This window comes from Cupriavidus sp. 8B, assembly GCF_054589115.1.
In genome coordinates, this window is record NZ_BAAILO010000426.1 from 4,256 (window position 1) to 23,769 (window position 19,514).

The following is a 19,514-nucleotide window of genomic DNA, read 5'->3' on the forward strand; positions in this document are numbered from 1 at the left end:
GCCGGTCTTGTCCTGCGACACGTCCATGATCATGCGCGTGAGCAGGTACAGGCGCGGCGTGACCGAGTTGAGGTCGACGTATTCCGCATCGTTGGAATGCGCGCCAAAGCCGCGCAGGCCGAAGCGCTCGATCACCGGTGCCTTGGTGGCGGCCGCGGCGAACGCGGCATCGGTGCCGCCGCCCTCGGCGGTGTCGTACACGGCCAGCTTCTCGCCGATCTCCGCGTACACGCCTTGCGCGTGCGCGGCCAGCTTGCGCGCGGCGTCGGTGACTTCCAGTGGCGGGCGGCGGCGTTCGAACTTGACCTCGACCTTGGTATCGGGGATCAGTTGCTTCTTCACGCGTTCGGGCAGCGTGCGTTCCAGGCTGTCGTAGTCGGCGGTGCGCAGCACGCGCACATCGGCCTGGGCCGTGGCGATGGCGGGGATCACGTTGCGGTTGGTGCCGGCGGAGGAAATTGTCCAGTTCACCTTGAGCCCGCTCTCGGGGTTGGACAGGTCGCGCATCTGCAGGATCTGGTGCGACAGTTCATACAGTGCGTTGCGGCCGTTCTCGGGCGAGCTGCCGGCGTGCGAGGCTTTGCCGTGCACGGTCAGCGAGATGGCACCGATGCCGCTGGTGGCGAGCGACAGGCGGTCGCCGGTCACGCGCGTGGCTTCGCAGGAGAACACCGCGTCTTGCTGGCTGCCCATCCTGGTCAGCATGGCGCGCGCGCCCGGCGAGCTGATTTCCTCGTCGCCGTTGATCAGCACGGTCAGCGTGCCGTAGTCCTTGAAGCCCATCTTCTGCAGGATGGCCACCGTATGCAGGATCACCGCCACGCCGTTCTTGTCGTCAGCGATGCCCAGGCCATAGGCGCGCTCGCCGTCGACGCGGAAGGGCTGCTGCGCCAGCATGCCGCGCAGGTAGACCGTGTCCATGTGGCCGATCAGCATGATGTTGCGCTTGCCCGTGCCCTTGAACTGCGCCATCACCATCTTGCCTACCTGCTTGGGCGTGTCTTCCATGCGGTAGACCTCGGTGGGCTCGATCAGCTGCGCGTCGCCGCCCATCGCGGCCAGGCGGTCGCGGATCAGCGTGGCGATGCGGTCCAGCCCTTCGATGTCCTTGCTGCCGGATTCGATCGAGACCAGGTCTTTGAGCGTGGCGATCAGTGCCGGCTTTTCTTGCTGGGACAGCTGGTAGGCGGGCTCCACCGGCGCCGCTTGCGCGGCAGCAGCGCAAAGCAGGGCGGCGAGCGCTGCGGCCGCCTTCAAGGAGGGACGAGGGGAAAACGCGCTGGTGTGCGGGGTAACGGTCAAACGCATGCGGTGGGCTCCGTGGTGCAGTGAGGAAAAACGCAGTGAGGGGAAACGGGTAAAGGGCAAGGCGGGGTGCAGGGTTCGTGCCAGGCGGGGCGCACGCATCGCTGCGACGCGCCTTTCGGCCGCGCTATTCGTCGGCCGCCTCGAAGCCTTGCAGCCAGCGCCGCAGCAGGCTTGCCAGCTGCTTGCGCTCGGCGGCCGAGAGCCCTTCGAGCAAGCGATGCTCATTGGCCACGTGCACCTCCAGCGCGTGGTCGATGCGGGTGCGGCCCGGCTGGGTCAGCTCGATCAGCAGCCCGCGCCGGTCGTCCGGGTTGGGGCTGCGGCGCACCAGCCCGGCGCGCTCCAGATGGTCGATCCGGTTGGTCATGGTGCCCGAGGTGATCATCAGCGAATCGATCAGCGCGCCCGGCGACAGCGCATAGGGCGGGCCGGAGCGGCGCAGCGTGGCCAGCACGTCGAACTCCCAGGTATTCAGGCCGGTCGGCGCCAGCGCGGACTCCACCGCGCGATCGGTGTGGCGCGCCAGGCGCCAGACCCGGCCGATGATGCCCATCGGCGCGGCGTCTAGGTCAGGGCGCTCGCGTGCCCACTGGGCCAGGATGCGGTCGACGCGATCACCCCCGCCTTCGGGTGCATCGTCGTTGCCGGCTTTAGGGGAGGGCGCCGTCGCGCCGCTTGCCTTGGGTTTGCCGCGAGTGGCCATGGTGGGCTGCTGTTTATCCTGGATGACGAGAATCTTGACATCAAGGCGTCCAGTTCGTAAAGTGAGATTTATATCTTGATATCAAGAATATTTGCCTGAAGAAAAATGGAGGCATGACGACATGAAGCCCGACGCCCAGCCCGCCTCGCCAGCTCTGCTCGCGGCGCTCCCATCCTCGTCGTCCTGCACGTCCACCACGTCGTCCTCCACGGATGCGCCGCAGGTCCAGGTACGTACGGCGGATGTCCTGCTGACCGCTTCGGCGCCCCTGATCTGGGGCAGTACCTACCTGATCACCAGCCAGTGGCTGCCGCCGGGACAGCCGCTGCTGTCCGGCGTGATTCGCGCGCTGCCGGCCGGCCTGGCGATGCTGGCGTGGGGCCGGCAACTGCCGCGCGGCGGCTGGTGGTGGAAGGCGGCGGTGCTGGGCGTGCTCAACATTGGCCTGTTCCAGGCCATGCTGTTTATCGCCGCCTATCGGCTACCGGGCGGCGTGGCGGCCACCGTGGGCGCAATCCAGCCCCTGCTGGTGGTGCTGCTGGCGTGGCTGCTGCTGGGCGCGCGGCCGCATCTGGCTGCGTGGCTGGCGGGGCTAGGCGGCATTGGCGGCGTGGCCTTGCTGGTGCTGGGGCCCGCCGCGCGGCTGGATGCCGTGGGCGTGGCGGCGGCTGCGGCCGGCGCGGTGTCGATGGCGGTGGGCACGGTGCTCGCCAAGCGCTGGCGCCCGCCGGTCTCGCCGCTGGTGCTCACCGCGTGGCAGCTCACCGCGGGCGCCTTGTTCCTGCTGCCGTTTGCGCTGGCCTTCGAGACGCTGCCGGCGCGCCTGACGCTGCCCAACGTGCTTGGCTACATGTGGCTGTGCGTGGCGGGCGCCGGCGTGAGCTATGCATTCTGGTTCCGCGGCATCGGCCGCCTGCCGACCGCCGCGGTCTCCGCGCTTGGCCTGCTCAGCCCCGTTAGCGCGACCGTGCTGGGCTTCCTGGTGCTAGGCCAGACCCTGAGCCCGGCGCAGATGGCCGGCGCGCTGCTGGTGCTGGCCAGCGTGTGGCTGGGGCAGCGCGCGCCGAAGGCGGCGCAGGCCGCTGCCGGGGGCTCCGATAGGGCGCATCCGCCGTTGCCGCAGCGGCAAGGGTGAATGACAAGGGTGAATGGCGCTCCGTTTTTGCGGCATCATGGCGGGCATGACGCCTGCCGTACCTTCCCCCACCCCCACCCGGCCCGCTTGCGATCACTGCCTGGCGCTAGCGGCGGATTCCCGCCGGCGCGAGCCGCATGAGCGGCTCGTGCTCAAGCACACCGCGCCGCTGGTCAGCCAGAGCGCCGCGGGCGTGCCGTTCAGCATGCTCACGTTCACCTGCCGCGAGTGCGGCACCGTATGGCGGCTCTATGACCGCGCCAACGAGCTCTTTGTCTCGTGGGTGCCGGACCGCCCGTTGGGCCGCGGCGCCGATCGGATAACATAGCGCCTGTTTCCCGCAGGCGTGCTGACGGGCCAGCGCCCGGTCCCGGGCCGCCCGGCGGCGCCAGCGCGGCCAAGTTCCGTAGTTCCGCTGTTCCGTTGTTCCGTTGTTCCGTCGTTCCGTCTCCCAACCGTTGTCCTCGTCGTTCCCTCCATGTCCGCTTCCCACCGAATTCCCCTGCTGGCTGCTGCCTCCGTGGTTGCCGCCGCCCTGGCGAGCCCGCTCGCCAACGCCGCTGACGCCGCTAACACGTATCCCGCGCGCCCGATCCGGCTGATCGTGGCCTATCCCACCGGCGGCATCAGCGACACCGTGGCGCGCGCGCTCGGCGAGCGCCTGTCGGCCCAGATGGGCGCCTCGGTGGTGGTGGAAAACAAGGCGGGCGCGGGCGGCAGCATCGGCATCGACGCCGTGGCCAAGGCCGCGCCGGACGGCTATACGCTGGGCTTTGCCTCGACCAGCCCGCTCACGCTCAATCCGCACGTGGGCCGCGTCAACTACGATCCGCAGCGCGACATCGCGCCGGTCATGAGCGTGATGTACTCGCCGGTGCTGGTGATCGCCACGTCGAGCTTCGGCGGCAAGTCGTTCCAGGACCTGCTGGCGCAAGCCAAGGCCAAGCCTGGCTCGGTGCGCTGGGCCACGTCGGGCCTGGGCACGGTGGGCCATGTCATGCTGGAGCAGATCAAGTCCAAGGCCAAGGCCGACCTGACCCTGATCCCCTACAAGGGCGCGGGCCAGCAGATGAACGACGCCCTCGGCGGCCAGTTCGAGGTGATGAGCACCAACGCCAGCCCCATGCTGACCCAGCATATGCAGGCTGCCCGGCTGCGCCCGCTGGCGGTGGGCGCGCCCAAGCGCATCGAGTCGCTGCCCAATGTGCCGACCTTTGCCGAGCTGGGGTATCCGAAAGCCAACCTTACTTCCACCTTCGGCATCTTCGCGCCCGCCCACACGCCGGTAGCCATCATTACCCGGCTGAATGCCGAACTGAACAAGGCCCTGCAAGAGCCCGAGGTGCGCGAGCGCCTGCTCAAGGGCGGCGAAGTCCCCACCGGCGGCACCGCCGCGCAGTTCGCCAAGGCCATCCATGCGGAATATGACGACAACGCCCGCATCGTGAAGGAAGCGGGCATCAAGGCGGACTGACGGGACAAGGCCGGCGAGCAGGACGAGCGGCCGCATCACGGCTGCTCGATCAGGTCCAGCCGGCAGCCGGTGGCATACACCGCCGACAGGCGCACGCCGTTGCGCGGCTCCAGCGCCAGCTTGGTGCGCACGCGCGACAGGTGGCTGTCCACCGTGCGCGATGCCGGCGGCACGCCGCGGCGCCAGACCGATTCCTCGATGGTCTGGCGCAGCAACAACTGGCCGGCATGGCGGAACAGCAAGACCGCCAGCTCATACTCCTTGGGCGCCAGCTTGACCAGGCGGCCGTTGACGAAGGCGCGCCGCTCAGCCAGCACAAAGCGGTAAGCGCCCAGCTTCAGGTCGCCGCAGGCCGGCGCCACCGGCGCCATGCGCCGCAGCAGCGCATCGACGCGCGCCGCCAGCTCGGCGCGGCGCACCGGGGCCGGCAGGAAGGCATCCGCGCCATGGGCGAAGCATCGGGCGATATGGTCGTCGTCATCGTGCTGGCTCAGCAGCATCACCGGTAATTCATTGCCGAGGGTACGGCGTATCCACAGCAAGACGTCACGCGCCGGGATGCCGGGAATCTCCCAGGCCATCAGCAACAGCGCGTATGGCTCGTTGCGCAGCGCCTGCATCAGCGCGCCCCCTTCGCGAAAGCGCACCGCCTCATGGCCGCCGAGCCTGAGCGTCTGCTCCAGCAGGATGGCTCTTGCCGGGTTGTCCTCCAGTACTGCGACTCGCATGAACTCTCTCCTCGTGCGCGGCATTGCCAGGGCATCTTAGCGTCGCGGCCCGCGTCGCGGACAGTTAAAGGAAGCCTCCGCCGCAGATTACGAAAATTCTCATCCGAAAGACTTCTCCCGCGGTTTTTAATGACGGATAGCCCCGCATCGTCGGGTCATTCCCTGGCGCCGACCGCGCCAATCACCGCGAGACCGGCAGGCGTCCAAGCCTTTCCGGCCAAATTGCATGGGTATGAAGATCGCTTCACTGGAAGACGAACCCGCCGAGGCGGCCCTGATCCGGCAGATACTCGGCGAGGCCGGGCATGCCTGCACCACCTTCACGCGCAGCCGCGACCTGCTGCTGCAACTGCGCGAGGAAAACTTCGACCTGCTGCTGCTCGACTGGCAGATGCCGGATCTCTCCGGCAAGGAGGTCCTGACCTGGGTGCGCGCCAACCTGGACCGGCGCGTGCCGGTGATGTTCCTGACCTGCCGCGTGGCGGAGGAAGACGTCGTCGATGGCCTCGCCACCGGCGCCGACGACTACATGCTCAAGCCGGTGCGCCGCGGCGAGCTGCTGGCGCGCACCCATTCGCTGCTGCGCCGCGCCTATCCGGACCCCGGCAGCGGCCGCGCGCAGGTAGCGCTGGCCGATTACGTCATCGACTGCGCCGCGCGCACGGTGGCGCATCGCGCCCAGCCGCTCAGGCTGACCCCCAAGGAGTTCGACCTGGCCGTGCTGCTGTTTCGCAACGAAGGCCGCATCGTGTCGCGCGACCATATCGTGGCGGCGGTCTGGGGGCGCGAGATCTCGCCGCTGTCGCGCACCATCGATACCCATATGTCGCGCGTGCGCAGCAAGCTGGCCCTGCACCCGGAGCACGGGCTGCGGCTGCTGCCCGTCTACACGCATGGCTACAGGCTGGAGCTGACCAGCGCCGCGCAATGACGGCGTGGATGCGCCGTGAAATCCTGCGATGGGTGGCGGGCTTGCGCGCGGCCGCGCTTTGCCTGGAGCGTATCGCGCAGAGGATGGAGGCCGGCAGGGGGGAGGGCGGACGCGACAAGCCCGCGGGCATGGCCGCCATCCGCGCCATGCTGCCTGTCGGCGGCGCCATCGACGCGGCGACCTGCGAGAGCGCGGCGCTGGCCTCCTGGCAAACCGCCATGCGCGCGTTGTCGCACGATCTGCGCGCGCCGCAGAGTGCCATCCTGGCGCTGGCGCAATTGCAGCAGGGCGCGCCGTCCGCCTGCGCATTCGAGGCCTTCGTGGCGCAGACGGCGGGCTATGCGCAGGCGTCGCTGCGCCTGACCGACGATATCGCACGGCTGCTGCGCGAGCTTGCCCATGGCTACCACATGGAGATACTGGAGCTGACGGCGCTGCTGCGCGAGTCAGCCGATACGCTCTGGCAGACTGCGGGGCCCGCGCCCGCGCCCGCGCCCGAGCTCGAGCTCGACCTGGCGGGGCGCAAGGTCTGGATACGCGGCGATGCCGCCATGCTGCCCGAAGCCCTACGCTTGCTGATGGCGCTGGCATTGTCCTCTGCCGCAAGCACGGCGCCGCGGGTGCGCCAATGGCTCGACGGCCGCATCTGCCGGATATCCATCGCCTTCGTGCCCGATGCCGATGCGTGGCAGGCGGCGCGTGGCGATGCGCCGGCGCTGCAGTTCTGCCGCCGCGTGCTGCTGCGCCATGGCGGCGCGCTCGACGCCGGCGGCAGTGCCGAAACCGATGCCGATCGGCGCGTCACCTGGCATCTGCGCCTGCCGGTGCTGCCATGAAAAACAAAAAAGCACCCGAAGGTGCTTTCTTGTCGTCTGACGTGTCCCCCGCCCGAGCGGGGGGCAAGCCTGAAGGGACAATCAGAAAATGTGGCGAATACCGACGGCCGCACCGGTCTGGTTGTTCTTGCCCGGCAGTTCGGTCTTCGTACCGCCGGTCAACTTGTTGTAGTCCACAGTGCCGTAGACCTGGGTGCGCTTGGACAGCGAGTACTCGGCCAGCAGCACGCCGGTGTAGCGGTTGCCTTGGTTGTTGGACACGCCGTTCGCGTTCTTGACATGGTCGCCGTAGAACACGCCGGTCAGGGCCAGCGCCGGGGTGACCTGGTAAGTCAGGCCCAGGTAACCGATGATGTCCTTGCGCGGGTTCGAGGTGAAGCTGCCCACCGGGACCGGGTTGGCGGTCCCAGCGGCCAGGGCGTCGCCGTTCAGGCTGGCGTCGACGGAACCGGTGCGGTCCTTGCCACCCACGTAGCCCAGGAATACCTTGGCCGGGCCGATACTGTACCGACCTGCCGCGCCCCACATTTGCTGCTTGTTGCCGTTGGTGTCGCGGACTTCCTGGAACACGCCACCGAAGCCGAACGGGCCGACGGTGTACGCAGCGCGGGTGCCCCAGTATTGCGAAGAGGTGAAGGAGCCAGCCTTTTCACCAAAGCCGTAGCTGGCGCCCACGTTCAGGCCGCCGAACTTGCCGTCATAGCTGACCACATTGTCATTGCGGAAGTTCGTCAGGAAGAACGGCCAGGCATTGCCGGTGTAGTTGCCGATGGTCAGCGGATCGTAGTCGCCGAAGAAGGTAAAGCCCTCGGTGTACTGGCGGCCCAGCTTGATAGTGCCGAAGTCGCCGGCCAGGCCCACATATGCCTGACGGCCGAACAGACGACCACCTTGGTTAGCCCTGCCGGTATCCGGATCGAAGCCGTTTTCCAGTTGGAAGATCGCCTTCAGGTTGTTGCCCAAGGCTTCGGTGCCCTTGATGCCCCAGCGGCTGTTGGTGATGGCGCCGTTGGTCAGCTGGTACAGGCTGTCATTGTTGGCGTTCGAATTGTTGGTGTAGCGCAGGCTCTGGTCGACGATACCGTACAGGGTCACCGACGATTGGGCGTAGGCGCTGCCGGCCAGCAGCGTACCAAGTGCAAGGGTGAGGGCTGATTTCTTCATATGGCTCCTTTTCTATTCTGTGGTGTCCGCGGCCGGATCGCGACGGCGGACGAGTTTACGTTTCGTGTAAACGCCCGCGAAAATTTAACAAAACAGAAAAGATTTAGACACTAATGCACACCGTTGACAGCCTCTAAGCCGGCAATTGGTGCAAAAGCGTTGCGACGCCGCGACAAATTTACATAATGGTGCATCGCGAGATGAAGCCAGCGCTACTCGTGCACCCCACGGCCGTGGGGATGGTGCCGGCAGCGCGAGCGCGCTCCGGCTGCCAAGGCTGGCCAGGCGGGCGTTTCATGGTGAAGCGCCGCCGCTTGAAGCGCGGGCCGGTGACCGCTGGCCCGGCTCAGGGTTATCCCTGTGGGATCTCGATCTTGACCTCGAGCACCTCGAGATTGTCCTGGCGTTCCAGGCTCACGCGCAGGTCCTGGTCGCTGATCTTGACATACTTCGAAATCACCGCGACCAGCTCGCGCTGCAGGGCGGGAAGGTAATCGGCCGGCGCGGAATGGCCGGTGCGTTCATGGGCGAGGATGATCTGCAACCGCTCCTTGGCAACCGAGGCGGACTTCTTCTTCTCGCCGAGCAGGAAGGACAGAATCGACATGATGGTAGACCCCCCTTACTTGTTGCCGAAGATGCGCGAGAGCAGCCCCGGCTTTTGATAGTCGACAAAGCGCATCGGCTTGTCCTTGCCGAGGAAGCGGTCCACCAGGTCACCATAGGCGTCGGCCACGTCGGAGCCTTCCAGGTGGATGGCCGGCGTGCCCTGGTTGGACGCGTGCAGCACGGCTTCGGATTCCGGCACCACGCCGATCAGCTTGATGCGCAGGATTTCCTGGATATCGGTAAGCGACAGCATTTCGCCGCCGTGCACGCGCTTCGGGTTGTAGCGCGTGATCAGCAGGTGTTCCTTGATCGGGTCGCCGCCTTCGGCAGCGCGCTTGGTCTTGGACGACAGGATGCCCAGGATGCGGTCCGAGTCGCGCACCGAGGACACCTCGGGGTTGGTCACGACCAGGGCCTCGTCGGCGAAATACATGGCCAGGAGGGCGCCGGACTCGATGCCCGCGGGCGAGTCGCAGACGATGAACTCGAAGCCCATGTCGATCAGGCCATTGATGACCTTCTCCACGCCTTCCTTGGTGAGCGCGTCTTTGTCGCGCGTCTGCGAGGCCGGCAGGATGAACAGGTTCTCGCACTTCTTGTCCTTGATCAGCGCCTGGTTCAGGTTGGCTTCGCCCTGTACCACGTTGACCAGGTCATACACCACGCGACGCTCGCAACCCATGATCAGGTCGAGGTTGCGCAGGCCGACGTCGAAATCGATCACGGCAGTCTTATGGCCACGCAGGGCCAGGCCGGCGGAAAAGCTGGCGCTGGTGGTGGTCTTGCCTACGCCTCCCTTGCCGGAGGTCACAACGATGATTTTTGCCATGGCTCTTGGATCCAGTAATGGTTGAAGCTTGCGCTGCTTTTGGTTTGGGCTCGGCGGCGGGTGTTACTTCATCCGGAGCGGTTCGAGAATCAGTTTCTCCCCGGACAGCCGCACCTGGGCCGACTTGCCCAGCACGTCGGCGGGCAGCGGCAGTTCGGCGGTGCGGTAGATGCCGGCGATGGAGAGCAGTTCGGGCTCCAGGCAGGTGCAGAAGATCCGCGCCTGCGCGTAGCCCTTGACCCCCGCCAGCGCGCGGCCGCGCAGCGGGGCATAAATATGGATATTGCCTTCGGCGATGACCTCGGCGCCGTAGCTGACCAGGTCGAGGATCACCACGTCGCCGGCGGCATAGATCTGCTGGCCGGAGCGCAGCGGCTTGTCGATCAGCATGGTGGGCAGGCTGCGCGACGCGGCTTCGGCGATGGCAGCCGCGGCGGCGGCTTCCACTTCGGCGGCCGCGGCCTTTGCCTCGGCCTGAGCCGCAGCCTGGGCGTCGGCCAGTGCTTCGGCGGGCGAGGGGCCTGCCGGCGCGGCTGGTTCGGCCTGCGGGGCTTCGTCCCGGCCGCCGCGCCGGCCCTGGCTATCCAGCAGCGGCAGGCCGAACGACTCGGCCCAGCCCCGCTGTGCCTCGCGGGCCACCACGCCGATGGCGCGGGCCTTGAGCAGGGCCAGGGTCTCGATCACCGTGTCCAGGGCTACCCGGTCGTCGCCTTCCAGCCGGCGCAGGTCCAGGGCCACCACATCGTTGGAGAAGAAATCGGGGGTCGATTCGAAACGGGACAGGAGATCGTCACGCAGCGCCGCGATGTCAGTGGTCTTGAGAGCGAGAAGGAGGGCGTCGACATTGCCACTGCGCAGCTCGAAGCGTGGCGATTTCTTCTGGGACATAGTCGGTGACCGTGGAAATGGGACATTCTAACTTCGTCTGGGTGCAGAACTGTAACAAATGCCGGATGATAGGAGACCAGTGCCGGATGCGGCGCGTTGACGGCGCTCTTGTTACGATTGCGCCATCTGAACAACGGAGTAGCCATGGGCGCGATCGTCAACAGTGTGGCCTACCGCAGCGGCAAGCGCGTGGGCGATGTCGCCCTGGACCAGATCAGCGACGCAATCGCTGTCCCCGGCACCTTCGTCTGGCTGGGCTTGCACGAACCGGACCTGCCCCTGCTGCGCAAGGTGCAGCAGGAATTTGGCCTGCACGACCTGGCGGTGGAGGATGCCCTGGACGCCCACCAGCGCCCAAAGCTGGAGACCTACGGCGACTCCATCTTCCTCGTGCTGAACACCGCACAACTGGTGGACGAGGAGGTGGTGGTGGGCGAGACCCACCTGTTCGTCGGCCCCAACTATGTGGTGTCGGTCCGTCACGGCGTGAGCAGCAGCTACGCGCCGGTGCGCGAGCGCTGCGAGAGCGACGCGCGCGCGCTGGCCAACGGCCCGGGCTACGTGCTCTACGCGTTGATGGATTTCGTGGTGGACCACTACATGCCCATCGTCACCCGGCTCGAGGATGCCTTCGAGCAGCTTGAGCAAGGCATCTTCCGCGACGAGTTCGACCGCGCCGCGATCGAGCACCTGTACCACATCAAGCGCCAGGTGCTGCGCCTGCGCAATGCGGTCTACCCGATCGAGGAGATCTGCGGGCAACTGATCCGCTTGCACGAGGACCTGGTGCCCAAGGAGCTGCGTGCGTACTTCCGCGACATCGAGGACCATGCCAGCCGCCTGGTGCGCACGCTCGACGTGGTGCGCGAGATGCTGACCACCGCGGTGCAGGTGAACCTGGCGCTGGTCACGGTGGGCCAGAACGAAGTGGTCAAGCGCCTGGCCGGCTGGGGCGCCATCCTGGCGATTCCCACCGTGGTGTTCAGCTTGTACGGCATGAACTTCAATTTCATGCCGGAGCTGAAGTTCCACTATGCCTATCCGGTGGTGATCGGGGTGACCGCGATGGCCTGCGGCGGGCTCTGGCGCAAGCTGCATAAGTCGGGCTGGATCTGACCTGCGCGGCGCGGCAGCCCGGTTGCCACGCCTGCCGTCTCCACAGAGTCCCCGTTTTTCCCTGCCATTCCTCCCCGCGCAGTCCGGGGCGGGACGCCATGCCATGTTTATGGGATTCCCACCTGCTGGCCGGCTGCTTAGTCTTGCCCGTGCCGGGGGACGCAAGCCCGCTGCCATCGGCCGGCTAACGAATAACAAGGTCCTGCCGTAAATCAAATTGCCGGCACGGCGCTGGCAAAAAAGAAAAGCAGAAGAAACACCGGAATCCATTCTCAGGGGAGAAATCCAATGAAGCTTCAACTTCAGGCATTCGGGGTCGCGCTGAGCGGCGCGGCGCTGCTGGCGCTGGCCGCCTGCGGCGGCGGTGGCAGCGATAGCGCAAGCAGCGGTTCCACTGGCGACAAGCCGGTCCTGGCCGCGGCCGCGGTGACCGGCACGGCCGCCACCGGCGCCGCGCTCGCCAACGCCAACGTGGCCATTACCGATAGCGCGGGCGCATCGCCCTGCCAGGAAGCCGCGATCACCACTAGCGCCCTGGGCAGCTACACCTGCACCCTGAAGACGGGCGAGGTCGCGCCGTTCTTCGTGGTCGTCACGGATCCCACGGGCAACACTGCCCCGCTGGTCAGCGTGAGCACCGTCACGCCGGCTGCCGGCGCCAAGCTGACCATCAACGCCACGCCGCTGACCACCGCCATCGTGGCGCAGCTGGCCGCCGACGGCAATCCGCTGACGCTCGTCAGCGGCAAGACGGTGGATGCGGCCGCCCTGCAAAAGGTCACCGCCAACGTGGTCGCGCAGCTCGCCAGCGTGCTCGCCGCCGTCGGCGCCCCCGCCGGCTACGACCCGTTCTCGACCGCCATCACGGCCGCAACGTCAGCCGGTGTCGGCAATACCGCCGACCAGTTGCTCGATATCGTCAAGGTGGTGACGGACCCGGCCACCGGCAAGCTGGCGCTGGCCACCGTGGATAACCCGACGCCCGTGGCCATCGCCACCGCCACCAGCACGGGCGGCACGCTCGCTGCGCCGCCCGCCGCCGTCGCGGCCCTGCCGCAGGCAGCCCAGGCGGTCGCCAAGGCGTTCTCGGCCTGCTTTGCGCTGCCCGTCTCGCAGCGCGTGACGTCCTCCGATGCCACGCTGCCCGCCTCGCAAGGCGGCCCGGAGGTCAACGGGGTGGCGTCCGCGTGCCAGAACATCGCTGCTGACATCAGCAACGCGGCCGCTGTCGACTTCCTGCACAACGGCTACTACTTCGGACAACTGCTCTATGGCATCCTGACCAGCGATTCCATGACGAACGCCCAGTTCAGCGTGCCGGAAATCATGGCGTTCTATCCCGCCGCATCGACTGCCTCGGGGCGCGACGAAGCCATCCTCAACATCAAGTACCTGGACGCCAGCGGCAATCCCGGCAACATCATCACCACGGCACGCGATATCGCGGGCGGCGCGACCAGCGCGCATCCGTCGAGCTGGTGGCTGGTCGGCAACCAGCAGCCGGTGGATGTCACGCTCAAGCTCCAGATCCGGCGCGTCGAGCAGCTCAACCCTGGCTTTAACAAGAACAACAACAACTACAGCCACTTCCAGAGCGGCATCCAGTTCCTGATCAACGCCAAGGGTCCGGGCAGCGTCGTCAACAACGCCCCCCTGAGCTATGCACGTGTGACCGGGCCCGGCTTACCGAGCAATGGCATCGTCTATATCGCGCCGGTTTCGGCCGAGGTGGGCCAGACCTACATGGACGTGAGCAACAAGACTGGCACGGTACCCGTCACCGCCCAGTGCGGCAACGAGTTCAGCCCGCCCTCGCCGTCGTACAACTGCCCGAACTTCTGGTTCTCGCGGACCGTCGGCCTCAGCGGTAGCGCAGCCAGCACCCTGGCGGGCAATCCCGCCAGCCTGGTGTGGGCGCAAGCGGCGGACAACGCCGATGCCTCCAAGGTGGTCAAGGGTGCGAAGTACCGTATCGAGTTGTTTCACGGCACCAACACCACGCCGACCTACAGCTACACCAAGACCCTGCTGAGCAACCTCGTGCCGGCCACCCAAGGGGTGAACCTGCCGTGGAACACGCTGGGCAGCAAGTCGCTGGCCGCGCTGGACCCGTCAAACGCCAGCCTGGCCGGTGCGCAGTCGTCGCTGACGGCGGACTGGGTGCAGAACGTGGCCGCCCAGCAGATCGGCAGCGTCGCCACCTCGGTCGACAGCATCGGGACCTGGAGCACGTCCACGCCTGCGCCCAAGGGCGTGACCTCGATCGTGGTCAATGCGGCGGTGCCGGCCTTCACGGCCACCACCACGCGCGGCCTGCTGTTCGGGTATCGCATGCTGGATAACACCAACAAGTCGGCGGTCTACACGTACAACTGATCTACAACGGATTCAACGGATCAGGCGCTCCTGACGCGGCCGGCGCCACAGCCGGCTTCGGCGTCCTGCATAGCCCCGCAAGGCCAAAAGCCTGCGGGGCTTTTTTTCTAGCCGGCACATGCGCCGTGCGGCGGCGCCGCCACGCGCTTTCGCGCCGTTTTTACGCGTTTTTTATATTTTCTTTACACCTCCGCCTCCCCTCTCTACCCCGTTTTTACCGCTCGATCCCTAATCTGCCATCTGTGAATCACTCACGGTGTGTTGCCATGGACGGGATCTATTTCATTGGTTTGTTGCTGTTTGGTGCGCTGACTGGCGCACTGCTGCTCTTGTGCGCCGCGCTCGCAGGCAAACCGCCGGGAGCGTCCGAGGGACCGGGCGCAGACGCCGCCGACGCCCGCCGCAAGGACAGCGCCACGGACAGGAGGCTGTGATGGACTGGGCTGACCTGTTGGGCGGCGTGCTCGCCGTTGCTGTCTTTATCTACCTCCTGATCGCCCTGTTCCGGCCGGAGAAATTCTGATGTCCACCGAATTCCTGGGACTACTGGTCCTCTACCTTGCCATCCTGCTGGCGCTCGCGCCCTTCGTGGGGCGCTATATCCGCCGCGCGATGGAAGACGACCGCTACCGCGCCACGGCCTGGGGCCGCCCGTTCGAGCGCGTGCTGTATCGCGTGGCCGGCGTGCGCGCCAATGCCGAGATGGGCTGGAAGCAATATGCCATCGCGGTCATCGCATTCAACATGCTGGGCGTGGTGGCGGTCTATGTGCTGCAGCGCGTGCAGGTCTGGCTGCCGCTCAACCCGCAAGGCTTCGGCGCGGTCTCGCCGGATTCCGCCTTCAATACCGCGATCAGCTTCGTGTCCAACACGAACTGGCAGGGCTACGCGGGCGAATCCACCATGAGCTATCTCACGCAGATGCTGGCGCTCACGGTGCAGAACTTCTTCTCGGCGGCCACCGGCATCGCCGTGGTGTTCGCGCTGATCCGCGGCTTCGCGCGCCAGAGCGCGGCCACCATCGGCAACTTCTGGGTGGACATGACGCGCTGCACGCTCTACGTGCTGGTGCCGATTGCTGCCGCGATCGCGCTGGCGCTGGTCAGCCAAGGCGTGATCCAGAATTTCGACAGCTACAAGGAAGTCAGCCTGGTCACGCCCATCGAATACAGCCAGCCCAAGGTGGACGCAGCCGGCCAGCCCGTGCTCGACGCCAAGGGCGCGCCGGTGATGGAGGCCATGAAGACCGACAAGCAGACGCTGGCAATGGGCCCGGTGGCTTCGCAGGAAGCCATCAAGATGCTCGGCACCAACGGCGGCGGCTTCTTCAACGCCAACTCGGCGCATCCCTTCGAGAACCCGACCGAGCTCGCCAACCTGATCCAGATGCTGGCCATCTTCCTGATCCCGGCAGCGCTGTGTTTCACCTTCGGCGAGATGGTCAAGGACCGCCGCCAGGGCGTGGCGATCCTGGCCTCGATGGCGGTGATCTTCATCGTGATGGCATGCGTCGCGGCGGCCTCCGAGCAGCAGGCCAACGCCGCGCTGGCGGGTTTGCCGATCGACCACGCGGCCAGCGCGCTGCAGGCGGGCGGCAATATGGAAGGCAAGGAAACGCGCTTTGGCATCGCCGCCACCGCGCTGTTCGCCACCATCACCACGGCAGCGTCGTGCGGCGCGGTCAACGCCATGCACGACTCCTTCACCGCCATCGGCGGGCTGGTGCCGATGCTGCTGATACAGCTTGGCGAGGTGGTGTTCGGCGGGGTTGGCTCGGGCCTGTACGGCATGCTGGTGTACGCGGTGCTCGCCGTGTTCATCGCGGGCCTGATGATCGGCCGCACGCCGGAGTACCTGGGCAAGAAGATCGAAACCTATGAGATGAAGATGACCGCGGTGGCGATCCTCGTCACGCCGCTGCTGGTGCTGCTGGGCACGGCGGTGGCGGTGATGGTGGAGCCCGGCCGCGCGGGCGTGTTCAACCCCGGCACGCACGGCTTCTCGGAAATCCTCTACGCGCTCTCGTCGGCGGCCAATAACAACGGCAGCGCCTTCGGCGGCTTGTCGGCGAACACGCCCTTCTACAACGTGCTGCTGGCCGCCGCGATGTGGTTCGGCCGCTTCTGGATCATCGTGCCGATCCTGGCCATGGCGGGCTCGCTGGCTGCCAAGCGCAGGCTGCCGGTGACGGGCGGCACCATGCCCACGCACGGCCCGCTGTTCGTGGTGCTGCTGGTCGGCTCGGTGCTGATGGTGGGCGCGCTTACCTATATCCCGGCGCTGGCGCTGGGCCCGGTGGCGGAGCAGCTGCAGGCGCCGGTGGTCTCGGCTGCGAGCAAGTAATGGAGAAACGCATGCAACAAGAATCCATGGTGACGGGCGGCAAGAACGCCGGCGTGGCACCGGCAAACACAACCCAGGCAACCAGCGTGGTCACGCCGGGCCTGGCCACGCAAAGGAGTGGCGGCCATCATCGCCCGGCACGCGGCGGCATGTTCGCGCCCGAGCTGGTCAAGCCCGCCCTGCTCGATGCGGTGAAGAAGCTCTCGCCGCGCGACCAGTTGCGCAACCCGGTGATGTTCGTGGTCTATGCGGGCAGCATCCTGACTACCATCCTGTTCTTGCGCGCGCTGTTCTCGCCCGCCACGGCGGGCGGCGAGAGCGCCGGCTTTATCCTGGCCGTGTCGGTGTGGCTGTGGTTCACCGTGCTGTTCGCCAATTTTGCCGAAGCGCTGGCAGAAGGGCGCAGCAAGCAGCAGGCCGAAGCGTTGCGCGGACTCAAGACCACGGTCACCGCCAAGCTGATCAAGGAAGGCCGGCGCGACTACCGCGCCGCCGGCGCCACCGAGCCGCGCGGTGCTGCCGCGCTGCGCCGTGGCGACGTGGTGCTGGTCGAGGCCGGCGACATGGTGCCCGGCGACGGGGACGTGATCGAAGGCGTGGCCTCGGTGGACGAGAGCGCCATCACCGGCGAATCGGCTCCCGTGATCCGCGAATCCGGTGGCGACTTTTCTTCGGTCACCGGCGGCACGCGCGTGCTGTCCGACTGGATCGTGGTGCGCATCACCACCAATCCGGGCGAGAGCTTCATCGACCGCATGATCACCATGGTGGAAGGCGCCAAGCGCCAGAAGACGCCGAACGAACTGGCGCTGACCATCCTGCTGGTCGGGTTGACCATCGTGTTGCTGCTGGCCACCGCCACGCTGCAGCCGTTCTCGGTGTACAGCGTGTTCGTCGCCAAGGCCGGCATGCCCGTCACCATCACCGTGCTGATCGCGCTGCTGGTGTGCCTGATCCCGACCACCATCGGCGGCCTCTTGTCGGCCATCGGCGTGGCCGGCATGAGCCGCATGATGGAAGCCAACGTGATCGCCACCTCGGGCCGCGCGGTGGAGGCCGCCGGCGACGTGGACGTGCTGCTGCTCGACAAGACCGGCACCATCACCCACGGCAATCGCCAGGCTTCGCGCTTTATCGCCGCGCCCGGCGTGTCGGCGCAGCAACTGGCCGAAGCCGCCTGGCTGTCGTCGCTGGCCGATGAAACGCCGGAGGGCCGCAGCATCGTCACGCTGGCGCGCCAGCAGGCCGGCGCCGCCACGCCCGATATCAGCGCGCTGCGCCCGATCTTCGTGCCGTTTACCGCGCAGACCCGCATGAGCGGCGTGGATGCCGGCGGCCGCAGCGTGCGCAAGGGCGCCGCCGACGCCGTGCGCAAGTATGTGACCGAGCGTGCCGGCAAGTTCCCCGACGCTGTGATGCTGGCCGTGGACGACGTGGCCCGCGCCGGCAGCACGCCGCTGGTGGTGGCTGAGTCCAGCACCGACGGCAATGGCGAGAACGTGCGCGTGCTCGGCGTGGTGGAGCTCAAGGACATCGTCAAGTCCGGCATTCGCGAGCGCTTCGGCGAGCTGCGCAAGATGGGCATCAAGACGGTGATGATCACCGGCGACAACCGCCTCACCGCCGCGTCGATCGCAGCGGAAGCCGGCGTCGATGACTTCCTCGCCGAAGCCACGCCAGAAGCCAAGCTCAAGCTGATCCGCGACTACCAGGCCGAAGGCCGCCTGGTGGCGATGACCGGCGACGGCACCAACGATGCCCCGGCGCTGGCGCAGGCCGACGTGGCGGTGGCGATGAACAGCGGCACGCAGGCGGCGAAGGAAGCCGGCAACATGGTCGACCTCGACAGCAATCCGACCAAGCTGATCGAGATCGTCGAGATCGGCAAGCAGATGCTGATGACGCGTGGCTCGCTGACCACCTTCAGCGTGGCCAACGATGTGGCCAAGTACTTCGCCATCATCCCGGCCGCCTTCGCCACCACGTACCCGCAGCTCAACCAGCTCAACGTGATGGGCTTGTCCACGCCGGCCTCGGCCATCCTGTCGGCGGTGATCTTCAACGCGCTGATCATCGTGGTGCTGATCCCGCTGGCGCTGCGCGGCGTGGTGTATCGCCCGCTCGGCGCGGCCATCTTGCTGCGGCGCAACCTGCTGGTGTACGGCCTCGGCGGCATCCTGGTGCCCTTTGTCGGCATCAAGGTGATCGACATGATCCTCACGCTGTTCGGCTGGGTCTGAGCGCAGCATCGCACGCATCGCAAGCATCGCACGCGCTGCACATAAACGGAGCAATCCATGAATACGCAAGTCCAACCCGCCCAGCCCGCCACGCCCATCCAGGGCGGCCTGCTGCGCCCCATGCTGACGATTTTTGTCGTGCTGTCGGCCGTCACCGGCCTGTTGTACCCCGGCGTGATCACCGGCATCTCGCGCGCCGTGTTCCCGCATGAAGCGGCCGGCTCGCTGATCGTCAAGGACGGCCATGCCATCGGCTCGGAACTGATCGGCCAGCCGTTCTCGGACCCGAAGTACTTCTGGGGCCGCTTGTCAGCCACCGCGCCCATGCCTTATAACGCGGCGGCTTCCGCCGGCTCCAACCTCGGCCCGAGCAACCCGGCCCTGACCGATGCCGCGCGCGCCCGTATCGACGCGCTGCGCGAGGCGGATCCCGACAACAAGGCGGCGGTGCCGGTGGATCTGGTCACGGCCTCCGGCAGTGGCCTCGATCCGCAGATCAGCCCTGCCGCGGCGCAGTACCAGGCGGCGCGCGTGGCCCGGGTGCGCGGGTTGCCGCTGGAGCGCGTGCAGGCGCTGGTTGCGGCCAACACGGAAAAGCCGCTGCTCGCGGTGATGGGCGATCCGGTGGTGAATGTGCTTAAGTTGAATCTGGCGCTGGATGGCCAGAAGCAGTGAGGTTTGGGAGGGGATTGGCGCGCAAGCAATGCCCGCTGGTTTGCTCCCCTCTCCCGCGCAGCGGATGCGGGGCTGGGGGGGAGGGCGGGCGCTGGCTACGCCGTCGTGCTGGAAAACACCATTGGCTTCGCTTTCAGTGGCTCCTAGCCAAGCCGCCCC

The 19,514-nt window shown here is 66.9% G+C and carries 19 protein-coding genes; 12 read left to right on the forward strand and 7 right to left on the reverse strand.

Translation table 11 applies throughout. The features are described 5' to 3' along the window. A partial coding sequence (locus ACYP5B_RS40610; RefSeq protein WP_459573410.1) for a M20/M25/M40 family metallo-hydrolase occupies window positions 1-1,308 on the reverse strand: 1,308 nt, incomplete at its 3' end. Between the two features lie 124 nt (window positions 1,309-1,432). After that, on the reverse strand, window positions 1,433-2,011 hold the full coding sequence (locus ACYP5B_RS40615; protein WP_400095245.1) for a MarR family winged helix-turn-helix transcriptional regulator: 579 nt from the start codon (window positions 2,009-2,011) through the stop codon (window positions 1,433-1,435). A 121-nt stretch (window positions 2,012-2,132) separates the two neighbouring features. Here ACYP5B_RS40615 and ACYP5B_RS40620 point away from each other — a divergent pair, with 121 nt between their 5' ends. From ACYP5B_RS40620 to ACYP5B_RS40630, 3 genes are all read left to right on the forward strand, one after another. Then, window positions 2,133-3,146, forward strand: a complete 1,014-nt coding sequence (locus ACYP5B_RS40620; protein ID WP_400095247.1) for an EamA family transporter — start codon at window positions 2,133-2,135, stop codon at window positions 3,144-3,146. Window positions 3,147-3,183: 37 nt separating this feature from the next. Next, entirely contained in the window at window positions 3,184-3,474 is a 291-nt protein-coding gene (locus tag ACYP5B_RS40625) for a hypothetical protein (protein ID WP_267606552.1), read from the forward strand. A 150-nt stretch (window positions 3,475-3,624) separates the two neighbouring features. After that, window positions 3,625-4,620, forward strand: coding sequence for a Bug family tripartite tricarboxylate transporter substrate binding protein (locus ACYP5B_RS40630; RefSeq protein ID WP_400102020.1), 996 nt, complete (start codon window positions 3,625-3,627; stop codon window positions 4,618-4,620). A 35-nt stretch (window positions 4,621-4,655) separates the two neighbouring features. Here ACYP5B_RS40630 and ACYP5B_RS40635 read toward each other — a convergent pair whose 3' ends face one another. Then, the gene (locus ACYP5B_RS40635; protein ID WP_459573411.1) at window positions 4,656-5,348 is read right to left on the reverse strand and encodes a response regulator transcription factor; all 693 of its coding nucleotides are present in this window, start codon (window positions 5,346-5,348) and stop codon (window positions 4,656-4,658) included. 232 nt (window positions 5,349-5,580) lie between these two features. On the opposite strand from ACYP5B_RS40635, the gene ACYP5B_RS40640 reads away from it, so the two are divergent. Together ACYP5B_RS40640 and ACYP5B_RS40645 are read left to right on the forward strand one after the other, a co-directional pair. Further along, window positions 5,581-6,279: a response regulator transcription factor gene (locus tag ACYP5B_RS40640; RefSeq protein WP_400102022.1), complete on the forward strand. Its 699-nt coding sequence runs from the start codon at window positions 5,581-5,583 to the stop codon at window positions 6,277-6,279. 8 nt (window positions 6,280-6,287) lie between these two features. Then, the gene (locus tag ACYP5B_RS40645; RefSeq protein ID WP_459573413.1) at window positions 6,288-7,115 is read left to right on the forward strand and encodes a histidine kinase; all 828 of its coding nucleotides are present in this window, start codon (window positions 6,288-6,290) and stop codon (window positions 7,113-7,115) included. Window positions 7,116-7,196: 81 nt separating this feature from the next. Here the strand turns inward: ACYP5B_RS40645 and ACYP5B_RS40650 are convergent, their stop codons facing one another. The 4 genes from ACYP5B_RS40650 to minC all read right to left on the reverse strand — a co-directional run bounded on the left by ACYP5B_RS40650 (window position 7,197) and on the right by minC (window position 10,605). Further along, window positions 7,197-8,279, reverse strand: coding sequence for a porin (locus ACYP5B_RS40650; RefSeq protein ID WP_400102017.1), 1,083 nt, complete (start codon window positions 8,277-8,279; stop codon window positions 7,197-7,199). Window positions 8,280-8,631: 352 nt separating this feature from the next. Next, the gene (gene minE, locus ACYP5B_RS40655) at window positions 8,632-8,886 is read right to left on the reverse strand and encodes a cell division topological specificity factor MinE (RefSeq protein ID WP_006164360.1); all 255 of its coding nucleotides are present in this window, start codon (window positions 8,884-8,886) and stop codon (window positions 8,632-8,634) included. Window positions 8,887-8,901: 15 nt separating this feature from the next. Further along, window positions 8,902-9,717: a septum site-determining protein MinD gene (gene minD, locus ACYP5B_RS40660; protein ID WP_267605014.1), complete on the reverse strand. Its 816-nt coding sequence runs from the start codon at window positions 9,715-9,717 to the stop codon at window positions 8,902-8,904. Between the two features lie 63 nt (window positions 9,718-9,780). Next, window positions 9,781-10,605: a septum site-determining protein MinC gene (minC, locus tag ACYP5B_RS40665; RefSeq protein ID WP_400102016.1), complete on the reverse strand. Its 825-nt coding sequence runs from the start codon at window positions 10,603-10,605 to the stop codon at window positions 9,781-9,783. Between the two features lie 144 nt (window positions 10,606-10,749). Here minC and ACYP5B_RS40670 point away from each other — a divergent pair, with 144 nt between their 5' ends. The 7 genes from ACYP5B_RS40670 to kdpC all read left to right on the forward strand — a co-directional run bounded on the left by ACYP5B_RS40670 (window position 10,750) and on the right by kdpC (window position 19,355). Next, window positions 10,750-11,721 carry a magnesium and cobalt transport protein CorA gene (locus ACYP5B_RS40670; RefSeq protein ID WP_459573414.1) on the forward strand — a complete coding sequence of 324 codons (972 nt, stop codon included), beginning with the start codon at window positions 10,750-10,752 and terminating at the stop codon, window positions 11,719-11,721. 288 nt (window positions 11,722-12,009) lie between these two features. Beyond that, window positions 12,010-14,097, forward strand: a complete 2,088-nt coding sequence (locus ACYP5B_RS40675; protein ID WP_459573415.1) for a hypothetical protein — start codon at window positions 12,010-12,012, stop codon at window positions 14,095-14,097. A gap of 266 nt (window positions 14,098-14,363) precedes the next feature. Next, entirely contained in the window at window positions 14,364-14,531 is a 168-nt protein-coding gene (locus ACYP5B_RS40680; protein ID WP_267605022.1) for a hypothetical protein, read from the forward strand. Continuing rightward, a complete protein-coding gene (kdpF, locus tag ACYP5B_RS40685; protein ID WP_006164365.1) occupies window positions 14,531-14,620 on the forward strand; it encodes a K(+)-transporting ATPase subunit F in 90 nt (29 codons plus the stop codon). The genes ACYP5B_RS40680 and kdpF overlap by 1 nt, the downstream gene beginning before the upstream one ends. Next, complete coding sequence (gene kdpA / locus ACYP5B_RS40690; protein WP_400102013.1) at window positions 14,620-16,440, forward strand: potassium-transporting ATPase subunit KdpA; 1,821 nt, start codon at window positions 14,620-14,622, stop codon at window positions 16,438-16,440. Before kdpF ends, kdpA begins: the two co-directional genes overlap by 1 nt. Before the next feature lie 149 nt (window positions 16,441-16,589). Beyond that, complete coding sequence (gene kdpB / locus ACYP5B_RS40695) at window positions 16,590-18,680, forward strand: potassium-transporting ATPase subunit KdpB (RefSeq protein ID WP_267606554.1); 2,091 nt, start codon at window positions 16,590-16,592, stop codon at window positions 18,678-18,680. A gap of 57 nt (window positions 18,681-18,737) precedes the next feature. Further along, a complete protein-coding gene (gene kdpC, locus ACYP5B_RS40700) occupies window positions 18,738-19,355 on the forward strand; it encodes a potassium-transporting ATPase subunit KdpC (protein ID WP_400102012.1) in 618 nt (205 codons plus the stop codon). Window positions 19,356-19,514 lie beyond the last annotated feature (159 nt).

What these genes read in the sequence shown, in the direction of transcription:
- minE (WP_006164360.1), bottom strand. Translation starts at nt 8,886, where the DNA reads ATGTCGATTCTGTCCTTCCTGCTCGGCGAGAAGAAGAAGTCCGCCTCG.
- minD (WP_267605014.1), bottom strand. Translation starts at nt 9,717, where the DNA reads ATGGCAAAAATCATCGTTGTGACCTCCGGCAAGGGAGGCGTAGGCAAG.
- kdpB (WP_267606554.1), top strand. Translation starts at nt 16,590, where the DNA reads ATGTTCGCGCCCGAGCTGGTCAAGCCCGCCCTGCTCGATGCGGTGAAG.
- ACYP5B_RS40630 (WP_400102020.1), top strand. Translation starts at nt 3,625, where the DNA reads ATGTCCGCTTCCCACCGAATTCCCCTGCTGGCTGCTGCCTCCGTGGTT.
- ACYP5B_RS40625 (WP_267606552.1), top strand. Translation starts at nt 3,184, where the DNA reads ATGGCGGGCATGACGCCTGCCGTACCTTCCCCCACCCCCACCCGGCCC.
- kdpA (WP_400102013.1), top strand. Translation starts at nt 14,620, where the DNA reads ATGTCCACCGAATTCCTGGGACTACTGGTCCTCTACCTTGCCATCCTG.
- ACYP5B_RS40670 (WP_459573414.1), top strand. Translation starts at nt 10,750, where the DNA reads ATGGGCGCGATCGTCAACAGTGTGGCCTACCGCAGCGGCAAGCGCGTG.
- ACYP5B_RS40645 (WP_459573413.1), top strand. Translation starts at nt 6,288, where the DNA reads ATGCGCCGTGAAATCCTGCGATGGGTGGCGGGCTTGCGCGCGGCCGCG.
- kdpF (WP_006164365.1), top strand. Translation starts at nt 14,531, where the DNA reads ATGGACTGGGCTGACCTGTTGGGCGGCGTGCTCGCCGTTGCTGTCTTT.
- ACYP5B_RS40640 (WP_400102022.1), top strand. Translation starts at nt 5,581, where the DNA reads ATGAAGATCGCTTCACTGGAAGACGAACCCGCCGAGGCGGCCCTGATC.
- ACYP5B_RS40675 (WP_459573415.1), top strand. Translation starts at nt 12,010, where the DNA reads ATGAAGCTTCAACTTCAGGCATTCGGGGTCGCGCTGAGCGGCGCGGCG.
- minC (WP_400102016.1), bottom strand. Translation starts at nt 10,605, where the DNA reads ATGTCCCAGAAGAAATCGCCACGCTTCGAGCTGCGCAGTGGCAATGTC.
- kdpC (WP_400102012.1), top strand. Translation starts at nt 18,738, where the DNA reads ATGAATACGCAAGTCCAACCCGCCCAGCCCGCCACGCCCATCCAGGGC.
- ACYP5B_RS40615 (WP_400095245.1), bottom strand. Translation starts at nt 2,011, where the DNA reads ATGGCCACTCGCGGCAAACCCAAGGCAAGCGGCGCGACGGCGCCCTCC.
- ACYP5B_RS40680 (WP_267605022.1), top strand. Translation starts at nt 14,364, where the DNA reads ATGGACGGGATCTATTTCATTGGTTTGTTGCTGTTTGGTGCGCTGACT.
- ACYP5B_RS40650 (WP_400102017.1), bottom strand. Translation starts at nt 8,279, where the DNA reads ATGAAGAAATCAGCCCTCACCCTTGCACTTGGTACGCTGCTGGCCGGC.
- ACYP5B_RS40620 (WP_400095247.1), top strand. Translation starts at nt 2,133, where the DNA reads ATGAAGCCCGACGCCCAGCCCGCCTCGCCAGCTCTGCTCGCGGCGCTC.
- ACYP5B_RS40635 (WP_459573411.1), bottom strand. Translation starts at nt 5,348, where the DNA reads ATGCGAGTCGCAGTACTGGAGGACAACCCGGCAAGAGCCATCCTGCTG.